This is a genomic window from Paenibacillus sp. MER 180 (genome assembly GCF_023713665.1).
GTDB classification, from domain to species: Bacteria; Bacillota; Bacilli; order Paenibacillales; family Paenibacillaceae; genus Paenibacillus_B; species Paenibacillus_B suaedae.
Genome location: NZ_JAMAVT010000030.1, coordinates 31,083 through 53,368, shown reverse-complemented (window position 1 = coordinate 53,368; position 22,286 = coordinate 31,083). Strand labels below are relative to the sequence as shown.

Sequence of the window (22,286 nt, the reverse complement as noted above, 5' to 3'; positions counted from 1 at the left end):
ACAACTTCGCCGTCCTTGGAAGGACGGCGGTGAGTTTCATTGCCTATTTGTTATTTGTTCATTTCATTCTCACAACGTTGATTGGCTACGCCGCAGGAAGTCTTGCAAGCAGACTGGCAAGATGTCTGGCATGCGCCGCATCCGCCGTGTTTTGCAGTGTCCATCAGTTTGCGTGTGCTTAGTGTTACGATTCTTTTCATCATGAATAACTCCTCTACCATTTCGTGAATGCGAATAAACTCGCTACGTTGAACTATGGTAGCAACAACTTTGGAGGTTCAACAATCAAAAAGGTCACACCATTGATTGGTGTGCATAAAATTATGCTTCGATTAACTCTATCTATTAGCCAATCAGAAAATAAATGAACACTTTTGCCAACAACATGGAAGGGGATTCACCTATACTTGTAGAATATTGTATGTCAAATAATTGGAAATTTTGATAGAGGACTACGAATACCTATATTCGGTGCTGGGAGGTGGATGGTCGACTTACGAGACTCGAAATTATTTGCTCTATAGTAATTTCATATCAATTACTTATTCATTTTATAGATGCAGTCGAGAGGATCATGGTGTGGTTTTACATGGGTGGTTGGTCGTAGATGTGATCATGAATAACAATTCCGAAGCAGAATGAGACAGAGGTGTAATATGAAGAAATCCATACTTTTTATTCTATTTAGTGTATTTTTTCTGATAGCTTTACCGAATCATAGTGATGCGGCAGCTAAGCAAACGAAAATTATTTTGGATGGTGAAGAGTGCGTTCTTCCTGAGAATGCTGACGTCGTAAATCTTAACAATAACGTGATGATTCCCATTCGTGTAGTTGCGGAAAACCTAAAGTTTAAAGTGGACTGGCATCAAAAAACGCAAAATGTGAAAATACAGCAGAACGCCAAGGTGATCTCATTAGCAGTTGGTAAGAAAGAAGCGTTAGTCGATAATGAACAAAAAACGTTGAATCTCGCCCCTCAAAATATAAAAAACACAGTGGTTGTCCCTATACGATTCGTTAGTGAAGAGATGGGGTTAAAAGTAGGCTGGAATAACGTAGACAAAATCGTCACGTTGGATCGAATCAACCCGGATCCCTCTCCTCCTGCAACAGGTGAAGAGTCTGAATCGGAGTTACATCATGTGAATGACATTCAATTTGCAAACAATCAACTGGTTCTTTCTTTAGATCAGGAGGTTACTCCAGTAATTACTCAATTGACGAGTCCAGATCGGATCGTTGTTGATCTGCCTCAAACTACATTTGGAGGGCCTTTGGCTGAATCTCTCGGTTCTAAAACGACAGGTAAATTAGATCTAAGTGGGGCACCTAATGTTACGGAAGTAAGATATTCGTTATTTAATCAAGACCCGGCTCAGATTCGAATTGTCATTGAGTTAAATCAAATAAGCAATGTACAGTATTCTTCTGAATGGATGGAAGGCCAATTGATTGTTGATCTGAATATGAATGGTGATCTCATTACTACCAATCCCGATGCTGTGCTTCCTCATTCAGGTGCCAAACTCGTAGTTATCGACCCAGGTCACGGCGGTAGCGATCCGGGGACATCGGGTTATTCGAATCAAGTTGAGAAGGACTTTACGTTAGCATTGTCCTTGAAAGTCCAAGCACTGCTCTTAGAGGAACCTGAAATCAAAGTTGTCATGACTCGTGAAACCGATGTATATCCTACTCGTACAGAACGTGTTCAATTGGCCAATACAGGTAAGGCGGATGTATTTGTATCGATACACGGCAACAGCGTGAAGGATTCACCCAAAACGACAGGTACAGAGACGTTCTACTATCAACGAAGCAGCAGTAAAAGTCTGGCTGAAGTGATTCATAGGCATTTGATCGAGGCTATCGGGCTAAAGGATCGTGGTGTGAAAAATGGCGACTTGCAAGTCATTCGAGAAACAACAATGCCGGCAGTCCTGTTAGAGATTGGATTCCTAAGTAACCCTGAAGAAGAAGCAGCACTGTTATCAGATTCTTTTCAAGATAAAGCAGCTCAAGCTATTGTTGATGGAATCAAAGAATATTTGGGGAAGTAAATCGGTGAGGATGTGCTGGTATGAAGCAACGTATGTCGATTACGATTTTGATATTGGTTATCGCAATAGTAGCGACAGCCTGTGGAGGCAAGCCTGCTACTAAATCAGGGGCGGCTTCAACGTCGAACGAGGGGATTTATTCGCCCGCAAATGGAACGGATAAGGCAGTAGATAAAGCTGAAAATCAAACGGAGGAGATTGTCGTTTACTTCGTGGATTCTCAAGTAACGGAGTTAAAGCAGAGTAAGATGGAAATTCATTATTCGGATAGTCTGGACAAATATAAGAAAGTATTTAAAGCTCTGCAAAGCAACAATCCTGCTGATCTTCTATCCCTATGGAATAAAATCGAGCTAAATGCAATGAAATTCCACGAGGGAGTTTTAACAATAGATGTGCATATTCCAGGTGAGGCGAGATTAGGAGCTGGCGGTGAACTGTTGGCTTTGGATGCGCTCAAGGAGACTCTATTTCAATTTAAGGAGATCGAAAACATCGAACTTCTTAGTGATGGAAAAGCTCTAGATAGCTTCATGGGGCATGCTGAATTGGAGCATCCCATTTCTCGTAATAAGGCTAAGTAAGAAATATGCGCCTCGATATGGGCAGCTGCATAGAATATACGGTGGTGATGAAAAACAGTACGAGGAGAATGAATATGTATCCGTGCAATTACCAACCGTGGCATTATCCTTCTCATTATCCCCAGGGCAGCATGAATCGGTGCTATAGTTGGAATCCGTATGATTATAGCTGGAACAATCATCAGTGGCCTTTTTCAAGAAGCAATATGGTGTTGAAGGATTACGGAGGTCAGCCGTTCGTCGTTGATATTGAGCAGGCAGCCGAGCAAAACAAGACATATCGTACGGCTCTGTGGACGGGAGAGCACTTGCAAGTGACGCTGATGAGCATTCCGGTCGGAGAGGATATTGGCCTGGAAATGCATCCGACTACCGATCAGTTCATACGGATTGAAGAAGGGCAGGGGCTTGTGAGGATGGGGGAGAGTAAGGAGAAATTGGACTTCGAGCAGCACGTCGATGGTAATTATGCCATTATGATCCCGGCAGGCACATGGCACAATATCATCAACATCGGGAATAGACCGCTTAAACTCTACTCGATCTATGGCCCGCCTAAGCATCCGTTTGGAACCGTCCATCCAACGAAGGCGAGTGCCATGGCCGCAGAAGGCAGCCATAGCTGAAATATCTCGTTATGGAGCCGAAATGATGAGACTAGTTGTTATCACGCTCCACCAAGCGATAAGCGAGGTGGAGCGTTTTTGCATTTATGATCCAGTTCACAAAATAAACGTTACGGGCGTAACTGATACGCCTCCGGTTCTTTTGATATAGTAAGGCTGTAAGCCAACGTGGTCATTACCACTTCCGAAGTGCAGGGACTTCCTCTGTTTCCTCGCACATCTGTTCTAGCTTCTGTAAATTGACGATATATATAAATTTCTGACGAATGTCGATCAATCCTTCGCTCTGAAAGTCACTAAGGGTTTTGGAGATGGATTCACGTGTGATCCCCACCATATTGCCGAGCAGGGCATGATTGATTTTCATATCAATCTTGTAAGCGGTTCCATCTTCTTGACCAAAATTATAGTATAAGTCCATAATTTGATTGGCGACTTTCGTTCGCACATCACAGAATGTCATATAACGGATCATGCGATTCAAGACGCGCACCCGTTGAAACATAATCCCATATGCTTTGTGGAGAACAGAAGGATATTCCTTAATGATTTGCAAAAAATCAGGCTTACTGATCTGCCAGGCAATAAGCGGTTCCAGCGCTTCGATGGTGCAGATCCGATGGTTATCGCCAGAAATGGCTTCGGCTTCGCCGAATATTTCACCCGCGAGTTGAATGCTGAGCACAACTTCCTTCCCATCTTGAATCCGGTATATTTTGACTTTGCCGGTTCGAAGAATGAAGATCTCATCGCTATGGTCATTTTCAAACATGAAGACATGATTTTTTTTATAATGACGTTCTTTAAGCATTGGTGCGATACGTGCAGCTAAATCACCAGGTGGAATCTCAGAGAAAAGTGGGATTTGAGCAATGTCTATCATACGTTCAGATCCTTTCATAGTGAGATCAGCACTATTGTATCATGGTTTGACCGTAAGTAATAATCAGGAATAATTGGATGGAGGAAGAGGAGAATTGAGGGTACAAGCGAAGGAACTGTTCCAAATTCGGGACACCGAGACCAATATACGTACGGAAATGCTGGCGGGTCTGACTTCATTTATTACGATTGCCTATATTATTGCGGTTAACGGGGCTATCTTAAGTATTGCGGGCATGCCGTATGAAGCCGCGACAATTGCGACCGTACTGTCTTCCATAGTTGGATGCATGCTGATGGCATTCTGGGCGAAATCACCGCTCATTCTGGCGCCAGGCATGGGGGATAACGCGTTTTTTGTCTTTACGTTGGTGGCCTCCTTCGGCCTGACGTGGCAGCAGGCACTGGCAGCGAGTTGTATCGCAGGTGTTCTGTTCTTTGGCATTTCGATGACGAGAAGCGCCTTCTATTTGTCGCAGACGATACCCGAATCGATGATACGAGCCATGACGGCAGGCATCGGATTGTTCATTGGATTTCTAGGATTGAAAAATGGCGGCGTTATCGTACCCAGTGAGAGTACGTTCGTGCAATTGGCGAGCTTCAGCGATCCGTATGCGTTAACGACTCTATTGACGCTTGCTCTCGTAGTACCGCTGTTTTTGCGCGGGGTGAAGGGGAGCTTCCTGATTGGAATCATTGCAGGAACACTGATTGGGGGAGTTCTTGGGATTGTCGATTTCTCGAAAATGGATAGCTTCACGTTCTCCATGGCGGGGTATGAGCAGCTGCTATTTGCTTTTGATTTTAGCCTGCTGAGCAGCTTTCATTTCTGGATTGCCGTGTTTTCCTTATTGATGGTTATTCTCTTCGCGAATATGGGGGCGCAGTTAGGCATGCTGCCGGACCATTCGAAGTTCAAGCGTTCATTTCAAGCCAACGCGTTATCTATCATTACGGCATCCATGCTCGGATGCAGCCCGACGACTACGGTTGCTGAATCCGCAACAGGCATTGCGGCAGGGGGGAGATCTGGATTAACGCCATTTATCGCAGGTTTGCTGTTTATTCCGGCATTGTTCGTTGTTCCGATCTTGAAATTGATCCCGAATGCTGCGATTGCACCTGTGCTTATCATTGTGGGCTGTTTGATGATGCAAGGGGTCAGACATATTCAGTGGGATGACTTGACGGAGGCTTTTCCAGCATTTCTGATGATGCTCGTGATGCCGTTATCATTCAGTATCGTGAATGGGATAGCATGTGGTTTCATTGCTTATCCGATGGTCAAAATCGTCACGGGGCGGCGCTCTGAAGTCACGGCAGCCATGTATGGGATTGCGGTATTGTTCTTGATCTATTTTATCGTGAGACAGTAAAAGATTTTTGTGTAAAATTTTGTCTAAATATGGTAAACTAGGCGGAGAGGATGGTTGGAGAGGGGGACGTGCCGTGAGACTGATTGCCATCACCCGAATATGACGCATCGCGTATGCTTATGCCTGATGCGCCCATATTCGGGTTTGTTACGGTTACGGTGAAGCAGCATTACCCTTGGCGGATCGCTGTCTCCAAAGCGACTTCAATCATATCGTTGAACGTCAATTGCCGCTCTTCGGATGTCGTCGCTTCACCTGTTAGGATATGGTCGCTTACTGTGAACATAGCAAGTCCGTTGATTTGATGCTTCGCCGCCAGCGTGTACAATGCTGCAGTCTCCATTTCAACAGCCAACACGCCGTAAGCGCCAAGCTTCAGCATCGTTTCCTTGTCATTGTCCTCTGTATAGAAGATATCAGAGCATAAGATGTTCCCAACACGCAGATTTAGTTTCTTCTCCTTGCCGATATCGTACGCTGTCTTGATGAGATCGAAGTTCCCAATCGGCGCGAATGCATAACCCGGGAACCGGTTCGTATTAAGCGAAGAATCCGTACATACCGCTTGGGCGATAAGCACGTCGCGCAGCTTCACATCATGTTGAATCGCGCCGCATGTTCCAATGCGAATGATCGTCTTCACATCATAATCTTGAATCAATTCTGTTGCGTAAATCGCGAATGAAGGAACTCCCATCCCAGAACCTTGCACAGAAACAGGCTTCCCTTTGTATGTCCCTGTGAACCCAAGCATCCCGCGGACTTGGTTATGGCATTTCGCGTTTTCCAAGAATGTCTCAGCAATATACTTCGCGCGCAGCGGATCTCCAGGCATTAAGGCAACGGGTGCGATTTCACCTTTTTTAGCTTCTATATGTACACTCATTGGAACGTACCTCCTTTTTCATTTTCAAGCGCATGAATCATGAAAACGCTTTACTCCAATACCCTATCATACGTGTACACATCAATTCAGTAATGCAAGCTATCGCTTTTCTGTGAAGTAGATTACAAAAAAACAGTGCAGCGTTTAACTGAACTTCTTCTACGCTCCATCTATAATCGAGTTGTCTCCAGCTTTTGTGTACCACCTGCGCTGGTCAGGCGAATGAGAGCATACACGATCGCATATGCTGCGAAGCGTGGGGAGATCAACAATTTTGATCGTTTTCTGTTCAATCGAGATAATCCCTTCATCTTGGAAGTCCTTTAATACTTTGGAGACGGACTCGCGGGTTACACCGAGCATATTAGCAATGACATGATGCGTTAATTTATAGCCAATTATGTAAGCGGATTCACCTTCGGCTTTCCGTCCTAGGTTGCAATACAGGTCATAGATGAGGTTCGCCGTCTTCAGACGAGTGTCAAGGAAGGAGATGTACTGGGCTTTGCGATTAAGAATCCGGATGCTCTCTACGAGCAGCCAGTAACAGCGTCGCAGCACGCTGGGATACTCGTCCAGAATGGTCTGGAAATCTTGCTTCTTCAAATACCAGGTGTGCACGGTTTCCATAGCAGCGATGGAGGCAATGCGGTAATCATCATAATGGATGGCTTCGATCTCGCCGACGACATGGCCAGGGAAGGCAACGCCATATATGATTTCTTTGTCTTCGAACAAGCTATATATTTTAATGGATCCGGAGCGAATAAGGAACACATCGCGCCATTATGATCGCTCTCGTAGATAATAGCTTGATTCTTGCGGAATTGCCGTTTGCTGAGCATAGGCATAATACGCTCTACTGCTTCATCTGATAGTTCTTCAGAGATTGAAATGCTTCTTATGTCTGTAATCATCATAGATGCCCTCACTTTCCAATATATGTGGCATGTTAGAAAATCACTGAAATCACTGAAGCTAGTCCATAAAAGATAGATTCATAGAGTAGAGCCGTGTTGAAACGAAGCTTTTTACTGTTCATTATGACCGTGATGCGGCTGAAATTCAAGGCAAGTGAAGCCCATTACCGGTAATGAAAATAGATTTTCACAAATAATGTGTCGGAGGGTCTAGAGATGAAGAAAAAGATGAATCTTATACTTGTATTCGTATTGATGGTTTCCATGGTGTTAACCGCATGTGGTGCAAAGAATGAATCCAAGAGCGGAGCTGGCACAACTGGAGAAACAGACGGTAAGAAGCTCAAAATCGGTATGGTTACTGACTTGGGTAGCGTCAATGACAAATCCTTCAACCAGAATGCATGGGAAGGATTGCAGAAGTTGAAGGCTGACTTTGGATACGATGTCAAATACGCGGAACCCAAACAAGATTCTGAAGTCATCCCAAATTTGAATCAATTCGTCAAAGGCGGATATGACCTCACATGGGCGACAGCTTATACATTGGATGGCGCCATAACGCAAATTGCCAAAGAAAACCCGGATGCGAAGCTTGGCATCATTGATTCCTCCATTGTTGTGCCAAACGTTGCAGCTGTTTCCTTCAAAGAACAAGAAGGGGCCTACTTAGTAGGGGTAATCGCTGGCTTGATGACCAAATCGAATAAAATTGGCTTCGTCGGCGGCATGGAAATCCCTCCAATCCAACGCTTCGCAGCCGGTTTCCGTGAAGGGATCAAAGCCGTAAATCCGAATGCGCAATTATCCGTGAACTATACAGGGCAATTTACACGCGTTGATATGGGGAAATCCGCTGCGGCAACGATGTACAATGACGGCGCAGATATTATTTTCCATGCTTCAGGATTGACAGGCAACGGTGTATTTAACGAGGCGAAAGAGCGTGTCTCCCAAGGGCAAAAGGTATGGGTTATCGGGGTAGATAAAGACCAATCTCTGACGTTCGGCGATGAAGTAACCTTAACGTCCATGATCAAGAAAGTTGATGTCGCTGTCTATGAAATCTCGAAGCAATTAGCAGAAGGCAACTTCCCAGGCGGTAAAGTGACGAACATGGGTCTCAAAGATAACGGTGTTGACATTGCACCAACATCCACTAAGAACGTTCCGGCAGATGTGTTGGCGAAAGTAGAAGAATACCGCAAAAAAATTATTGACGGTGAAATTGTCGTACCAGAAATGTAAAGCAAAGAACCGATTGGAACCGAAAAGCTCCCCTCGCCTAATCAGCGGGGGGTTGTTTCTGGAGGAGGAAGGAGCCAAGTCTAATGGTGCATACAGAGACGGTATTGGAGTTAAAAGGAATCACAAAGCGATTTGGTGACGTCGTCGCGAATGAAGACATCTGCTTTGCCTTGAAGAAGGGCGAAATTCATGCATTGCTTGGTGAGAATGGTGCCGGCAAGTCGACATTGATGAATATCGTATTCGGATTGTATCAGCCAACAGAAGGCTCTATTTGGGTCAACGGACAAGAAGTGATTATGGATACCCCGAACCGGGCGATTGAGCTGGGGATTGGGATGGTGCATCAACATTTCAAGCTTGTACAGCCTTTTACAGTAACTGAAAATATCATTCTCGGCATGGAACCGAAATCCGGTCTGAGAACCGATTTGAAAAGTGCTTCAGCTAAAATTCGGCAATTATCGGAGCAGTATGGCCTAAATGTGGATCCTGCTGCCAAGATTGAGCATATTTCAGTAGGAATGCAGCAGCGGGTAGAAATCTTGAAGACGCTGTACCGCGGCGCAGATATCGTCATCTTGGACGAGCCGACGGCGGTGCTGACTCCTCAAGAGATTACGGATCTGCTTGCCATTATGAAGCGGCTTGCGAGTGAAGGCAAGTCCATTATTATCATCACGCACAAGCTGAAGGAAATTATGGAGGTTGCGGATACGTGCACCATTATTCGCCGGGGGCGCGTGATCGACTCGGTTATGGTCAAGGATTCCAGTCCTCAAGAATTGGCTGAGAAGATGGTGGGCCGCGAAGTGCGGTTCAAGACGGAGAAGGCTCCAGCCAATCCGATGCAGCCTATTCTAAACGTAAACAACTTACACGTTCGCAGGGATAATGGACAATTTGCGGTAGACGGCCTCTCCTTCCAGGTTCGTGCGGGTGAAATCGTCGGCATCGCGGGGGTCGATGGGAACGGTCAAACCGAGTTAATCGAAGCATTAACAGGCATGCGGCGTGTAGAATCGGGCGAGATTCAGTTGGACGGCGTCAATGTCGTGAACAAGACTCCGCGTGAGGTTGGCCGAGCTGGAATGTCGCATATTCCGCAGGATCGCCATAAGCATGGTCTGGTGTTGGACTTTACCGTGCCAGAGAATGCAATCTTGCAGACCTATGATAAGCCTGAATTGACGAAGGGCGGACTTATGGATCACAAAGCTGCGTTAACGCTCGCCGAGAAATACGTGAGATCATTCGATATCCGTATTCCCGGATACGAGGTGCCGGTACGTGCAATGTCCGGAGGCAACCAGCAGAAATTAATTATCGCGCGGGAAATTGATCGGCATCCCAAGCTGTTGATCGCCGCGCAACCGACACGCGGCCTCGATGTTGGAGCGATTGAGTTTGTCCATAAGGCGCTCATTGCGGAACGCGATAATGGCAAAGGCATCCTTCTCGTATCCTTCGAATTGGAAGAAATCATGAACGTGGCTGATCGAATTATCGTGCTCTTCAATGGTCAAATCGTAGGAGAAGCTCGTCCGGAAGAGACCAATGATCAAGAGCTAGGATTGATGATGGCGGGCAGACGACAAGGAGGCGAATCGAATTGAATCGTGTGAACAAGCTTCTGCGTCAAGAATCGATCTGGATACCGGTCATTTCCATTGTGATTGGGATTGTCATCGGCGCGATTGTGATGCTGATTGGCGGATATGATCCATTGCTTGCCTATTCTTCGTTGATAGATAAGATTTTCGGTAGTGTCTATGACATCGGTGAAACGCTGCGTTCTATCGTCCCACTGATTCTATCAGGTCTCGCGGTTGCGATCGCATTCCGCGGCGGGATGTTCAATATCGGGGTGGAAGGGCAGATCGTGATGGGCTCTCTCGGGGCCTTGATGGTCGGAAATATGCTGGAATTGCCGCCATTCATTCATGGGATCGTAGCGATACTCGTCGGAACCTTGTTCGGTGGAATATGGGGGGCACTGGTCGCCATATTCAAAGTCAAACGCGGGTTGAATGAAGTTATCTCGTGCATCATGCTGAACTGGATTGCCCTATATATTAGTCATATTGCAATCAAATCGTACATGGCTGAAGCAGGCACATCCCGTTCACAAATGATCCATGAATCTGCGGACATCCAGATTCCGTGGTTATCGGATCTGCTCAGCGGGGCTCGTATTCACTGGGGATTCTTCATCGTCATCTTCATCCTTATCGGTTATTACTATTATATGAACCGCACTAAGAAGGGCTATGAGATTCGTGCAGTAGGATACAATAGGCATGCTGCGGAATACGCAGGGATGAATGTATCTAAGATTGCGATTCGTACGTTCTTTATCTCCGGCGCGCTTGGCGGCTTGATTGGCACGTTCGAAGTTCTCGGTGTATTTAAGTATATGGCGATTACGCCTAATACTTCTGGCATTGGGTTCGATGGAATCGCGGTAGCCCTTCTCGGCATGAACACGGCAGTTGGGGTAACCTTGTCCGCAGCTCTATTTGGCGGCTTGTATTATGGTGCGCAAGGAATGAGCTTCGGTGCCGATGTGCCTCCTGAAGTGATTAAGATGGTAATCAGTATCATTATCTTCTTCGCGGCAGCTCCAGGAGCCATCCGCATGTTCATCAAGATGTTCAAACGCAAATCGAAGCGGGAGGAGGGGTAAACCATGGATATTCTAGCCAATCTATTGAATGGAACATTCGTGTTTGCCACGGCATTGATCTTTGCCGCACTCGGCGGGGTGATCGTCGAACGTACCGGTGTTATTAACCTGGGACTTGAAGGGTTTATGATATCGGGAGCATTCGCTGCTGCGGTTACGACGCATTATGCGGAGAGTGCGGGGCTTGGTGGTGCTTCGCCTTGGTTAGGTCTCCTCGGTGCCATGATTTTCACGCTGATCTTCTCCGGCATTCATGCACTTGCTTCGATAAAATTTAAAGCAAATCAGGTAATCAGCGGGATTGTCGTCAACTTGCTGGCGGCGAGCTCGACGTTCTTCATGGTAAAGCTCTTGTTCGATGGAGCAGCGGAGACGCCGATCATTGAGGTGTTTTTTAAATGGTCCATCCCATTGTTGAGTGACATTCCGTTCTTCGGAAAAGCATTCTTTACGGCATATCCAACGACCTATATCGCTTATATTTGTGTATTCGTGGTATGGTTCGTCATGTACAAGACGCCGCTGGGCTTGCGGATGCGCGCGGTTGGGGAACACCCTGGGGCAGCTGATACGGCAGGTGTGAAGGTCAATCGTCTTCGTACGTTATCCATTCTGGTTGGGGGATCCATCGCTGCCCTAGGAGGCGCAACGGTCGCCTTAACGGCGAACAGCAGCTTCGCGCAGAGCACGATCTCCGGTCAAGGCTTTATTGCCCTTGCCGCGGTCATCTTCGGGAAGTGGAACCCAATAGGGGCGTTTGGCGCAGCGATTTTCTTCGGATTTGCCCAAGCGCTCAAGGATCAGGTTGTCATCTATGATTGGGCGAAGACGATACCGACCGAAGTGTTCTACATGCTTCCTTACCTGTTGACCTTGCTGGTGCTTCTCTTCGCAGTTGGGCGTACGAGCGGACCAACCGCACTCGGAGAGCCGTACGATCCGGGGAAAAGATAGAGTTTATTTCGATTTCGTCCATGTGAAGAAAGTATAAGAAAATATACAGTATCCCCTCAGAGGTAAGTGGAGCAACCAATCCCCTCTGAAGGGGATTTTTTTATTTGAAAGTCTATATTCGAATCATCTGTTAAACTGCACACAGTTTCCTAAGCTTCTCTAAGTGAACAGGACAAAATTCCGCGGTTCTTTGCATCCTTAGCAGGTATAATGGAGGGAGCGTGCTGCCCTAACAAACGGAACATGAAGACTGGTCAGGATAAAGGCAATGTTGAAGGTGTTAGTTAGTTTATATTTGGTTGAAATTTCCTGACGTCTTTGTTACAGTATTGGTATCTAACAGGAGCGGAGGGTTATGTGTGATAGATTGTTCCCGATAAGCCAACCATGCAAATTGCATTCATTGGTTCTTTGTTTCTCTGCCTGTCAGCAGAGCAATCGGGATAAGTCTGTCCATATGCCGTCTAGTTCATGTCTTGGCGAGTGTCGCGAGGATTTGCCTGCGCTTTTTTATCGAGGGCTTCTTTGGCGCTGTTCGAACATGGACTTATACAGGGATATTCCTACCCGATTATAGTTGGCACAGGCAGAGCATTTGTCTGTGTTTTTTTATTTTGGTTAGGGGGGGATTTCCTATGACAACACAGGAACTGTTCAATCCTGAAGATCGGAAGAATAAGAAGAGACGCGTGTGGCTGATTACGGGCGCCAGCAAGGGGCTGGGCTATGCATTTGCCAATGCTGCGCTAGAAGCAAGGGATCAGGTTGTAGCCGTCGCCAGAACCGTCGGGAAGTTAGAATCACTGAAAGAGCAATACCAAGATGCACTGCTATTTTTGCGGCTTGATATCCGGGAGCGGGAATCTGTATTTGCAACCGTAAAGGCGGCGGTAGAGCATTTCGGGCGTCTTGATATTGTCGTGAACAACGCGGGCACGATGACGTTAGGCATGGTCGAGGAACTGAGCGAAGCCGATGCAAGAGATCTTATGGAAACGAATTTTTTCGGGGCGCTATGGGTCTCTCAGGCGGTATTCCCTTACTTGCGTGAGCAGCGGTCAGGGCATTTGATTCAAATTTCCAGCATAGGGGGAGTAATCTCAGGTCCAATGACAGGCATGTATAGTGCAAGCAAATTTGCACTAGAGGGCCTAAGCGAAGCGTTAGCGCAGGAAGCAGCCCACTTTGGGGTCAAGTTGACGCTCGTGGAGCCGGGCGGATATTGGACGGACTTATACAACACGATGCGCTATAGCCAGCCATTAGAGGCTTACCATTCTCTTCGAGAAGAGCTAGCCCAACAGTATGCGGAAAGTTCGATAGATAGCGATCCTGCATTGGCTGCCGAAGCGCTTATGAAGCTGGTGGATAGCGAGAACCCGCCTTTGCGGCTTATTTTGGGAAGCGCGATTTTTGATATCGCCAGAAACACTTATAAGGAACGCATTGCGACCTGGGAGGCGTGGGAATCGGTGAGCAGAGCGGCAGAACAGGGGATATCCGTCCCGCCGAAGGACGGAGCCACCGAGGTGTAAGAAGTAGCGTACGCGATGCTTATCGTCAACAAAAAGTAGGAAGCCGTTTCTCGGTATGTACTGGGAAACGGCTGTCATTTATCCAAACTATGTCGCTTATTTAATGGAGGATTTACTTGATAGAGATAACAAACAGCACTCTGCTTCCGCCTCTTCCGTCATAGTTCGTATGTACGGGCACCCCATCTATCTCGCCGTCTCCTTCTTCGATTCGGAAGCCCATCCGCGTATGAAATGCGATCGAAGTCGTATTAACGGGTGAAGTCACACAGCGGACGATATCGCAATCGTATTCCCGTACGGCATCGAAGAACGCTTCGTACAGCCTTTTCGCGATCCCGGACTTTCGATGATTCGGGTGAACACCGATAAAATGAATATAAGCCTCGTTCGGATAGGTTTGCGACACGAACCCAATTAAGAAGGCGACCATTTCCCCGTCTTGTTCTGCAACAAAGCTCGTTTGTTGAAAATGGACAAAAAACAATTTTGGCAGCATGTCAGACATATTTCTGCCGCCCCACCAATCGTTAAGAACAGAAATTACACTGGTATAATCGGATGTTCTCACTGCACGAATGTTCATGTCCAGCACCTCACTTATGCGAATAATATATAAATTTTACCATAAATCAAGAGAGGTTTTGTATATAATATATTGCGTCAGTCGCGTGTTTGCAGCCCATTACATAAACAGCTTCATGGATGGTCGTAATACTTTTACCATGTTCATTGGATTGGAAATAAGCGAAGATAGAGGCAGAAGAAAGATCGGGAAAGGGGAACAGTACGATGATTATTTCTTTTGACCAAGCAGCACCATGGAAGGGGAGACCTTCCATTTATTCATACATACGAGATCAAGGGGAGTCAGTAAATGGCTCTTTGCCGGATGACGACGAATTCTGGGCTGACAGCAAGTTACGGTGGGCATCAGGTGCCTTGGACGGAGTGCTCAGTCACCATGCAGCAGGCAGTGAGCGGGAGGAAGAGGTAGACGAAATCGTCGAATTACTGGCGAAGCAATCTCAGGAGATGAAGCATGCCACGCGAAAGGCACTGTATATGAAGCTCGTGACGGCTCAAATAAGCAGCATGATTGACGATATATTGGAGCAGGTACGTACTCATCCAGGCATACGACCAGAGCCCGTATTCCATGAAGCGGTATGGCTCGCTGAGCATGGGGCACATCGCAATGTCGTGAAGTTCGGTATTGCGCTGCTCGGTCTTTTCCAAAATGAACACGTGAAGGAGCTGCTTCTAACGCTCGGTAGGCATGATGAGTTCACGCTGTATACGGCAGTTGCGATTCGGAATGGAATGGACGACAGCAACGAGGTGCTGTGGGAATTAGCCAAGCATGTTCATGGTTGGGGGAAAATTCATCTCGTTGAGAGGCTGGAGCCGGCGACGCAGGAAATTCGAGATTGGCTGCTGCGCTATGGATGCCAGAACAATATTATGGATGAATATTTGGCATGCATATGTGCGAGAAATGGAGGCTTGCAGGGGGCGCTATCCGCCGAGCAGGTTGACCACGAATTGTATGAAGGTGCGACGGATATAATTGAAGCTTTGTTAAATGGAGGTCCCGCAGAGGATATCGATGATTATGAGTATGCTCCACAAGTGTTATCGGATTATGTAAGGTTGGCGCGAGAGATGTGTTCCACGGTTAAGCACCTGTCGGTCATGCTCCATCTGCACGACTTCTTGGCCCAAGAGAAGGAGAGATGGAACGAGCGAATGTCTGCAGGATGGACGGAGCAGCTTAGAACCGATACGATAGAAGCAGTTCAAGTGATCCTTGCCCAGTCGAAATGGAAGGAGAACGTGCTGGATGCAATTGAATCGGGCGAATCGGTGCATCGCTATTACGGTATAGCATGCGCAGGGAAGCTCGGGATAGATATTTGGGAAACCCTTTATCATCAGCTTGCTGAGGATCCACTGCAGGATTCCCTTTACTTGCAGCTCATGAAATCAGAAGACACGAGCAGAATTCGGAAGCTGGTTCAGTTCGCTGAGGAACACCTGCCGCTGCAGGATATCGCTACAGGTCCGGGAGATGAGATGGGGCTTGGGAGAGAGTTTATTGCACATCAATGTCTGGACAGCATCTTGCAGAGCTTGGAGCGATTCGCTGGTATTGGAGAGAGGCTCGTTAAGGCCGGTCTAAACAGTCCTGTCGTTAGCACTCGGAATATGGCGCTGCGGGCGTTGGAAGGCTGGGACGCTGCTTCTTGGGGCGAGCAGCTCATCGGGGCGGTCATTCATTTATTTGAAGTAGAGACTGAAGAAGCGGTAAAAGAACGAATTCAGGCGTTGCGAGAAGCTAAAGGCGTTTGAATATTCGAATAGAAATTATACTTTACTGGAGTTGAAGAAGTATATGGCTTATCAACAAATAGACGGCGTACGCGTCTGGGGCAACCCGGAGGAGAGCGCCGTTGCGCAAGCGAAAATGTGCGCTAAGACGGGTAATGTGGTTCAAGCCCTACTGATGGCGGATCATCATAAAGGATACAGTCAGCCGATTGGCGGGGTCGTAGTCTATGACGGGCAAATCTCGCCTTCAGGTGTCGGATATGACATTGCCTGCGGGAACAAAGCAGTCCGTACTCATTTGACAGCAGAAGAAATCAAGCCTAGATTGCCGAAAATCATGGACAAAATCGCCCGCAAAATCTCCTTCGGGATGGGGCGAGTCAATAATGAGAAAGTGGATCACGATCTCTTCGATGATCCGGACTGGAGCGTCTATCAAGCGATTGGCAAGCAGGAGCATGACAAGCTGAAAGCATTGGCTCGCAATCAGCTTGGTACCGTCGGAAGCGGCAATCATTTTGTAGACTTGTTCGAGGAAGTAGGGACGGGACGCCTATGGGTTGCGAATCATTTCGGGAGCAGAGGATTCGGGCATAAGACGGCGAGCGGATTCATGAATCTGGCTGTCGGACGGGAGTTCCTTGCGAGTGCTCCAGGAGAGAAGATGGATCAGCCGCCTATCCTGCTTGATTTGAGCAGCGAGGTTGGAGATATGTATTACCGTGCCATGAAGCTGGCTGGGCGATATGCCTATGCGGGGCGGGATTACGTAATCGAGCAAGTGCTGGCGATTCTGGGTACGGATGCTGATCTTGAGGTGCACAATCACCATAACTATGCATGGAAAGAAACGCATAACGGCAAGGAAGTCGTGGTTGTCCGTAAAGGGGCGACTCCTTCCGCACCGGGTCAGGTCGGCTTTATCGGCGGCAGTATGGGCGACATATCGGTAATTGTGAAAGGCAAGGATAGCATAGAGAATAGCGAAGCTTATTACAGCACCGTTCATGGCGCGGGACGGATTATGAGCCGGACGCAGGCGGCAGGCAAAATGAACTGGAAGACCCGAACTCGAAGCGGCGGTAAAATTACGACAGCGCAAATGATGGAGGCCGTGCGCACATTCGGCGTCGAGCTGCGCGGAGCGGGTACGGACGAGAGTCCGTTTGTGTATCGGAAGCTGCAGGAGGTATTGGATGCACATGCAGAAACGATCGAAGTGATGCACACATTAAAGCCGATCGGCGTGTGTATGGCCGGAGCAGATGAGTTCGATCCGTATAAGGATTAGTTAGCGTGTAGTAGCATACATTTGAAAAGTAAAATGGAAGAAGAGCGCTCCGATACGGAAAGAGAGCGTTCTTTTTTTGTTGTTCACAAAATCCAATACTTTACAATTTAATTAAATTCTATGATAATCAAGAAATATATCATATTTTATGGAGGTGCTTCATGAATCAAGTCTATATAACAAGTATAGGTAAATTCCTTCCTGGCTCTCCGGTTAGTAATGATGAAATTGAAGATTATCTAGGCAAAATTGGGGGTAAGACCTCAAAGACCAAGCGGATCATCCTTGAAAAGAATCAGATAAAATATCGCTACTACGCAATGAACAAAGAACAACAGAGTTTATATACGAACGCAGAAATGGCTGCTCTAGCAATACGAGATGCACTAGAACGAAATGAAAATATAGCAAAGCAGGATATTGGCTTCCTAGCAACAGGATCGACGAGACCCGATTTGCTTCTTCCTGGTTTTGCGAGTATGGTACATGCCGAAGCGGGCTTGCCAGTAATGGAGATATCCTCGCATTCGGGTTTATGTGCTAGCGGTATGCAGGCACTTAAATATGCGTACTTACAAATTAAATCTGGCGAACAAGAAGCAGCAGTCGCCTGTGCCAGTGAGTTTCTGAGCCGTGAATTTAAGCATACGAAGTTTGAGGCGCAGTCTGTACATAGCAATGGGCGTGTGCCGTTCGACACGGACTTTTTGCGATTTATGCTGTCGGATGGTGCAGGCGCGGCTATATTGCAGGACAAGCCCTCCGCGAAGGGGTTATCGCTGCGCATCGAATGGATTGATAATAAGTCCTATGCAAATGAGTATGATGTGTGCATGTATTCGGGTATGGATAAGGACAGTGGAGTTCCTTCGTGGCTTGATTATGCATCCATTCATGAAGCGGCGGATCAAGGGGCTCTAAATCTGAAGCAAGACGTCAGACTGGTTAATGAAATCACGACGGTAGGTGTTCGTCGATTTTTGGAGCTGGTGCAGGAAGGCCGGTTTGAACCTGAGACCATCGATTGGATGGTTTGCCACTACTCGTCGCATTTTTTCAGAGATGAGATATTCCGGTTGTTGGAGAAGGGCGGGGTATCAATACCAGCAGAGAAATGGTTTACGAATTTATATACAAAGGGAAACACGGCTTCCGCTTCGATATACATTATGCTGGAGGAGCTCATGAATGAGGGACATCTAATGGAAGGGCAGCAAGTGCTATGCATCGTTCCCGAAAGCGGTAGATTCCAAACCTCGATTATGATGCTGACAGTAGTTGGGCCTTCGGTCGAAGAATAGAATTGGATAGATGGCATTTCTAGATAAGTGGATCATCAAGTAGGCAGGCAGAGAGTGGGGAGCCACTCTCTCTTTTTGTAATTTCAGAAGTACGACAAGGGGGAGCGCCCCCCTCATAGAGGTTGAACACCCGTCAATTTCAGGATAAATACAAGGAGAATAACCACGCAAATGCCTAGAGGAATCGAAGCAAATGTCGCCCCAACGATTGCTATCCCTCCGCCTCGCGCAGAATGTCTCGCTCTGATCCCTAATGCAAATCCAATTATGTTCAAGATAAAGGACGTAATCATGACGGGCTTTAGTTTGGACGTGAATATGGAGTTATACTTGATCACCTCGTTCAGATGATTCAATATGTATAGAAATGACAGGATACCAAGTAGGCTGAACATAAGGGAAGCAACTGCTTGCCCCTGTCTATTTACGGGAGCCTTGGGTGAAGATGACACAGGTTTAGCAGCAGGCTTGCTGGTCGATGTCTTATCAAGTTCTGTCACTTTTGCCGATTTCCCTGACTGTGAGTTGATCGAAGCAGGGCGAATCGTTCTGGGCTGCTCGCGTGTTCTACGATTTCTGTCAGGCGCTGCTGTTCTGCTGGGTGATTTCATTGTGGTTCTGTTGATAGGTTTTACTGGCGTTCTAGATGGACGCTGCTGCACAATTTGTTCTCCTTTCGTAGGAGGATTAGGTTTTAGGAATCAGTTACTACTATATATGTATTCGGCAGAATTGGGTAAGAAACTTTGTAGATTTTATGGGATATTATATTGATGATAGATATTAGAATGGCTAATGATTAAGTGACTTGTATTAATGAAAGGAGAGATATAAGCATGACAAGAAAAAATATGAAAGTATCAAAACAGGAAATTGTAGATTATTGGTTCTCAAGAGTCGATGAGTGTGGATTAAGTGTGGATACTTCGGAGGCGCACAAACGATGCTGGAGATGTGGATGTGAGAAAAGTTTAGAGAGGTGTCATATAATTCCTGCATCTTTGGGAGGGGAGGACGCGGCTTCTAATTTAGTGTTGCTTTGTAAAAGATGTCATATCGAAAATCCCAATATCGCAGATCCAGAGATTATGTGGGACTGGCTTCGTGCATACGGTACTACGTTTTACGATACATTTTGGATAAAACAAGGAATTAAGGAATATGAATTTATATATCATAAAAAATTTAATGATGAATTGAAGGAGAAAAGTATAGATCTGACTAAGTTTTTTGAAATTTATAATGAAGAGATTCAAAACACATCATATCATTATGGGCACCCTTACTTGAATTCGGCAACATTGGCAGGGGTAATCAGAACCACTTTTAAAAAGTATGAAGTAAATTATACAGTTAGACAATAATAACAATAATTTTGATGTATCATAATCTATGTAGATAGTTACATCACGAAGTTTTCTCTTTACTGAGGGGATTTTTTGTAAATAAGTACAAACTAATTACTTTAGAAACCAATATTTTTTCTTTTAACTATATATTTTTAAAAGAAAATTTAGTATTATTTATAACGGAATCCGAATAATGCGATAAAAATCTTTTTCGTTTGTTCGGTTTTGCGACACTTTGTACGGACATAACATAGAATACATTTACTTCACATGAAGTGTTGATGTATGGAATGGAGACAAGATGAAGAAAAAGATTTATTTTAACCACGATGGCGGCGTTGATGATTTGATTTCTTTGTTTTTGTTATTGCAAATGGATAACGTTGAGTTGACAGGTGTATCCGTTATTCCAGCGGATTGCTACTTAGAACCGGCGATGTTTGCAAGCCGTAAAATCATTGATCGCTTCGGAACAGGCGGGCTAGATGTAGCAGCGTCTAATTCGCGTGGGAAAAATCCTTTCCCGAAAGACTGGCGCATGCATGCATTCTACGTGGATGCTCTGCCGCTCTTGAATGAATCTGGCAAGGTCGTAACTCCGGTTGCGGACAAGCCAGCACATGAACACATTATTGATACGCTGCGTGCAACGGAAGGCAAGACGACCTTGTTGTTCACAGGTCCGCTGACTGATCTTGCTCGCGCATTAGATATGGATCCAACAATTGAAGAGAAGGTAGAACGCCTTGTATGGATGGGCGGTACATTCCGCGAAGCGGGCAATGTGCATGAGCCTGAGCATGACGGAACGGCAGAATGGAATGTATTCTGGGATCCGGATGCTGCTGCTCGCGTGTGGGAGAGCGGAATCGAGATTGATCTCGTAGCGCTGGAGAGCACGAACCAAGTACCGCTTACACTGGATGTTCGTGAACGCTGGGCTGCAGAGCGCAAGCATATCGGGGTTGATTTCCTCGGTCAATGCTACGCTATGGTGCCGCCGCTCGTTCATTTCTCCACGAACTCGACGTATTATCTGTGGGATGTATTAACGACTGCCTTCGTTGGCAAGAGCGATCTTGTGAAGGTACAGACGGTGAACAGCAAGGTAATTACCGAAGGTGCTAGCCAAGGCCGCACGGTAGAAATGGCAGACGGTCGTCCGGTACAGGTCGTATACGATGTAGACCGCGATGCATTCTTCGATTACATGACAGACCTAGCGAAAAAAGCAACAGAGAAGAGGGAGTCATAATGTCAGAGAAGAAACGCGTCATTATTGATACCGACACAGCAGGAGACGATACAATCGCGATCTTAACGGCCCTTCACTATTTCCAAGTCGAAGGCATTATGATTACAGGCGGTAATGTGCAGTTCGATCAACAGGTGGAAAATGCACTGTATACGGTTCAAGTTGCAGGACATAGCGGCAAGGTTCCGGTGTACAAAGGATACGAAGGCCCAATTATGGGACTGGGTCACAAAGAGCATCGTACTGTAGAGGATGTACACGGCAAGGACGGGATGGGCGATTCCTTTTTCGAAAAGGCGATTCAATCCCCTGCAACTGGACATGCGGTTGATTTCTTAATTGACACGGTGCATAACAATCCTGGGGAAATCCATCTGCTGGCGATTGCGCCGCTGACGAATATTGCGATGGCCATCAAGAAGGACCCGACGATTATACCGTTAATCCCGCATCTGTATATTATGGGCGGCACGAACAATGCGCTTGGCAACATTACGCCGACGGCAGAGTACAACTTCTATGTTGACCCGGAAGCGGCTAAGATCGTGCTTCACTCAGGCATTCCAATCACGATGGTTGGCTGGGAAATGTGCACGCAATATTCCATTATGGATGACAATGATCATGCGGAAATCGAGCAGCTCGGCTCTAAGGGTGCGAAATTCTTCAAGGACGTGAACAAGGTCGTCATGCGTTTCAACAAGACTGTTCACCGTCTGAATGGTACAACGCATCCAGATACACTGTTGGCAGCAGTTGCGGCAGATGAGTCGATTATGACGAACTCTCATCTCTATCATGTTGATGTAGAGACGGTGGGCGAGCTGACAAGAGGCTACAGCCTCGTCGACATTAACAATCGCTTGGAGCGCACGCTCAATGTTCGCGTATGTGAAGCGATCGATCGCGATGCGTTTAAAGGAATGCTATTTGATGTATTAAAATCCATAAACTAACATAGAATATTCGAATTCATGCAAGTGAAAATGAAGAGGT

General features: G+C 46.5%; 21 protein-coding genes. 15 read left to right on the top strand and 6 right to left on the bottom strand.

Translation table 11 applies throughout. From position 1 onward, the window contains the following. Positions 1-50 precede the first annotated feature (50 nt). Complete coding sequence (gene scfA / locus M3661_RS28555; RefSeq protein WP_021258244.1) at positions 51-200, bottom strand: six-cysteine ranthipeptide SCIFF; 150 nt, start codon at positions 198-200, stop codon at positions 51-53. 456 nt (positions 201-656) lie between these two features. Here scfA and M3661_RS28550 point away from each other — a divergent pair, with 456 nt between their 5' ends. The 3 genes from M3661_RS28550 to M3661_RS28540 all read left to right on the top strand — a co-directional run bounded on the left by M3661_RS28550 (position 657) and on the right by M3661_RS28540 (position 3,273). Next, positions 657-2,063, top strand: a complete 1,407-nt coding sequence (locus M3661_RS28550) for an N-acetylmuramoyl-L-alanine amidase family protein (RefSeq protein ID WP_251490524.1) — start codon at positions 657-659, stop codon at positions 2,061-2,063. 20 nt (positions 2,064-2,083) lie between these two features. Continuing rightward, complete coding sequence (locus tag M3661_RS28545; RefSeq protein ID WP_251490521.1) at positions 2,084-2,647, top strand: GerMN domain-containing protein; 564 nt, start codon at positions 2,084-2,086, stop codon at positions 2,645-2,647. Between the two features lie 74 nt (positions 2,648-2,721). Next, the gene (locus M3661_RS28540; RefSeq protein WP_251490518.1) at positions 2,722-3,273 is read left to right on the top strand and encodes a cupin domain-containing protein; all 552 of its coding nucleotides are present in this window, start codon (positions 2,722-2,724) and stop codon (positions 3,271-3,273) included. A gap of 175 nt (positions 3,274-3,448) precedes the next feature. Here M3661_RS28540 and M3661_RS28535 read toward each other — a convergent pair whose 3' ends face one another. Further along, positions 3,449-4,156 carry a Crp/Fnr family transcriptional regulator gene (locus tag M3661_RS28535; protein WP_065292470.1) on the bottom strand — a complete coding sequence of 236 codons (708 nt, stop codon included), beginning with the start codon at positions 4,154-4,156 and terminating at the stop codon, positions 3,449-3,451. Between the two features lie 94 nt (positions 4,157-4,250). Here M3661_RS28535 and M3661_RS28530 point away from each other — a divergent pair, with 94 nt between their 5' ends. Next, on the top strand, positions 4,251-5,534 hold the full coding sequence (locus M3661_RS28530) for an NCS2 family permease (RefSeq protein WP_065292471.1): 1,284 nt from the start codon (positions 4,251-4,253) through the stop codon (positions 5,532-5,534). Between the two features lie 169 nt (positions 5,535-5,703). Here the strand turns inward: M3661_RS28530 and deoD are convergent, their stop codons facing one another. Further along, entirely contained in the window at positions 5,704-6,420 is a 717-nt protein-coding gene (deoD, locus tag M3661_RS28525) for a purine-nucleoside phosphorylase (protein ID WP_065292472.1), read from the bottom strand. Positions 6,421-6,579: 159 nt separating this feature from the next. Beyond that, positions 6,580-7,158 carry a Crp/Fnr family transcriptional regulator gene (locus tag M3661_RS28520; RefSeq protein WP_251490515.1) on the bottom strand — a complete coding sequence of 193 codons (579 nt, stop codon included), beginning with the start codon at positions 7,156-7,158 and terminating at the stop codon, positions 6,580-6,582. A 398-nt stretch (positions 7,159-7,556) separates the two neighbouring features. On the opposite strand from M3661_RS28520, the gene M3661_RS28515 reads away from it, so the two are divergent. The 5 genes from M3661_RS28515 (at position 7,557) to M3661_RS28495 (ending at position 13,763) form a co-directional block, all read left to right on the top strand. After that, on the top strand, positions 7,557-8,588 hold the full coding sequence (locus tag M3661_RS28515; protein WP_251490512.1) for a BMP family lipoprotein: 1,032 nt from the start codon (positions 7,557-7,559) through the stop codon (positions 8,586-8,588). Positions 8,589-8,671: 83 nt separating this feature from the next. Further along, on the top strand, positions 8,672-10,204 hold the full coding sequence (locus M3661_RS28510) for an ABC transporter ATP-binding protein (protein WP_021255494.1): 1,533 nt from the start codon (positions 8,672-8,674) through the stop codon (positions 10,202-10,204). After that, positions 10,201-11,274, top strand: coding sequence for an ABC transporter permease (locus M3661_RS28505; RefSeq protein WP_021255493.1), 1,074 nt, complete (start codon positions 10,201-10,203; stop codon positions 11,272-11,274). The genes M3661_RS28510 and M3661_RS28505 overlap by 4 nt, the downstream gene beginning before the upstream one ends. A 3-nt stretch (positions 11,275-11,277) precedes the next feature. After that, positions 11,278-12,228, top strand: a complete 951-nt coding sequence (locus M3661_RS28500) for an ABC transporter permease (RefSeq protein WP_021255492.1) — start codon at positions 11,278-11,280, stop codon at positions 12,226-12,228. Positions 12,229-12,863: 635 nt separating this feature from the next. Beyond that, a complete protein-coding gene (locus tag M3661_RS28495; protein WP_251490509.1) occupies positions 12,864-13,763 on the top strand; it encodes an SDR family oxidoreductase in 900 nt (299 codons plus the stop codon). A gap of 112 nt (positions 13,764-13,875) precedes the next feature. On the opposite strand, the gene M3661_RS28490 is transcribed toward M3661_RS28495, so the two are convergent. Next, complete coding sequence (locus M3661_RS28490; protein ID WP_251490506.1) at positions 13,876-14,349, bottom strand: GNAT family N-acetyltransferase; 474 nt, start codon at positions 14,347-14,349, stop codon at positions 13,876-13,878. Between the two features lie 206 nt (positions 14,350-14,555). On the opposite strand from M3661_RS28490, the gene M3661_RS28485 reads away from it, so the two are divergent. The 3 genes from M3661_RS28485 to M3661_RS28475 all read left to right on the top strand — a co-directional run bounded on the left by M3661_RS28485 (position 14,556) and on the right by M3661_RS28475 (position 18,686). Next, a complete protein-coding gene (locus tag M3661_RS28485) occupies positions 14,556-16,115 on the top strand; it encodes a limonene hydroxylase (protein ID WP_251490503.1) in 1,560 nt (519 codons plus the stop codon). 43 nt (positions 16,116-16,158) lie between these two features. After that, positions 16,159-17,385 carry an RtcB family protein gene (locus M3661_RS28480; RefSeq protein ID WP_251490500.1) on the top strand — a complete coding sequence of 409 codons (1,227 nt, stop codon included), beginning with the start codon at positions 16,159-16,161 and terminating at the stop codon, positions 17,383-17,385. Between the two features lie 161 nt (positions 17,386-17,546). Then, positions 17,547-18,686: a beta-ketoacyl-ACP synthase III gene (locus tag M3661_RS28475; protein WP_251490497.1), complete on the top strand. Its 1,140-nt coding sequence runs from the start codon at positions 17,547-17,549 to the stop codon at positions 18,684-18,686. Positions 18,687-18,799: 113 nt separating this feature from the next. Here the strand turns inward: M3661_RS28475 and M3661_RS28470 are convergent, their stop codons facing one another. Next, positions 18,800-19,348 (bottom strand): hypothetical protein, encoded by a 549-nt coding sequence (locus tag M3661_RS28470; protein WP_065292480.1) that lies wholly within the window; start codon positions 19,346-19,348, stop codon positions 18,800-18,802. 174 nt (positions 19,349-19,522) lie between these two features. Here M3661_RS28470 and M3661_RS28465 point away from each other — a divergent pair, with 174 nt between their 5' ends. The 3 genes from M3661_RS28465 (at position 19,523) to M3661_RS28455 (ending at position 22,246) form a co-directional block, all read left to right on the top strand. Then, positions 19,523-20,050, top strand: a complete 528-nt coding sequence (locus tag M3661_RS28465) for an HNH endonuclease (protein WP_251490494.1) — start codon at positions 19,523-19,525, stop codon at positions 20,048-20,050. A gap of 286 nt (positions 20,051-20,336) precedes the next feature. Beyond that, on the top strand, positions 20,337-21,290 hold the full coding sequence (locus M3661_RS28460) for a nucleoside hydrolase (RefSeq protein WP_065292481.1): 954 nt from the start codon (positions 20,337-20,339) through the stop codon (positions 21,288-21,290). Beyond that, the gene (locus M3661_RS28455) at positions 21,290-22,246 is read left to right on the top strand and encodes a nucleoside hydrolase (protein WP_065292482.1); all 957 of its coding nucleotides are present in this window, start codon (positions 21,290-21,292) and stop codon (positions 22,244-22,246) included. Before M3661_RS28460 ends, M3661_RS28455 begins: the two co-directional genes overlap by 1 nt. Positions 22,247-22,286: the final 40 nt, after the last annotated feature.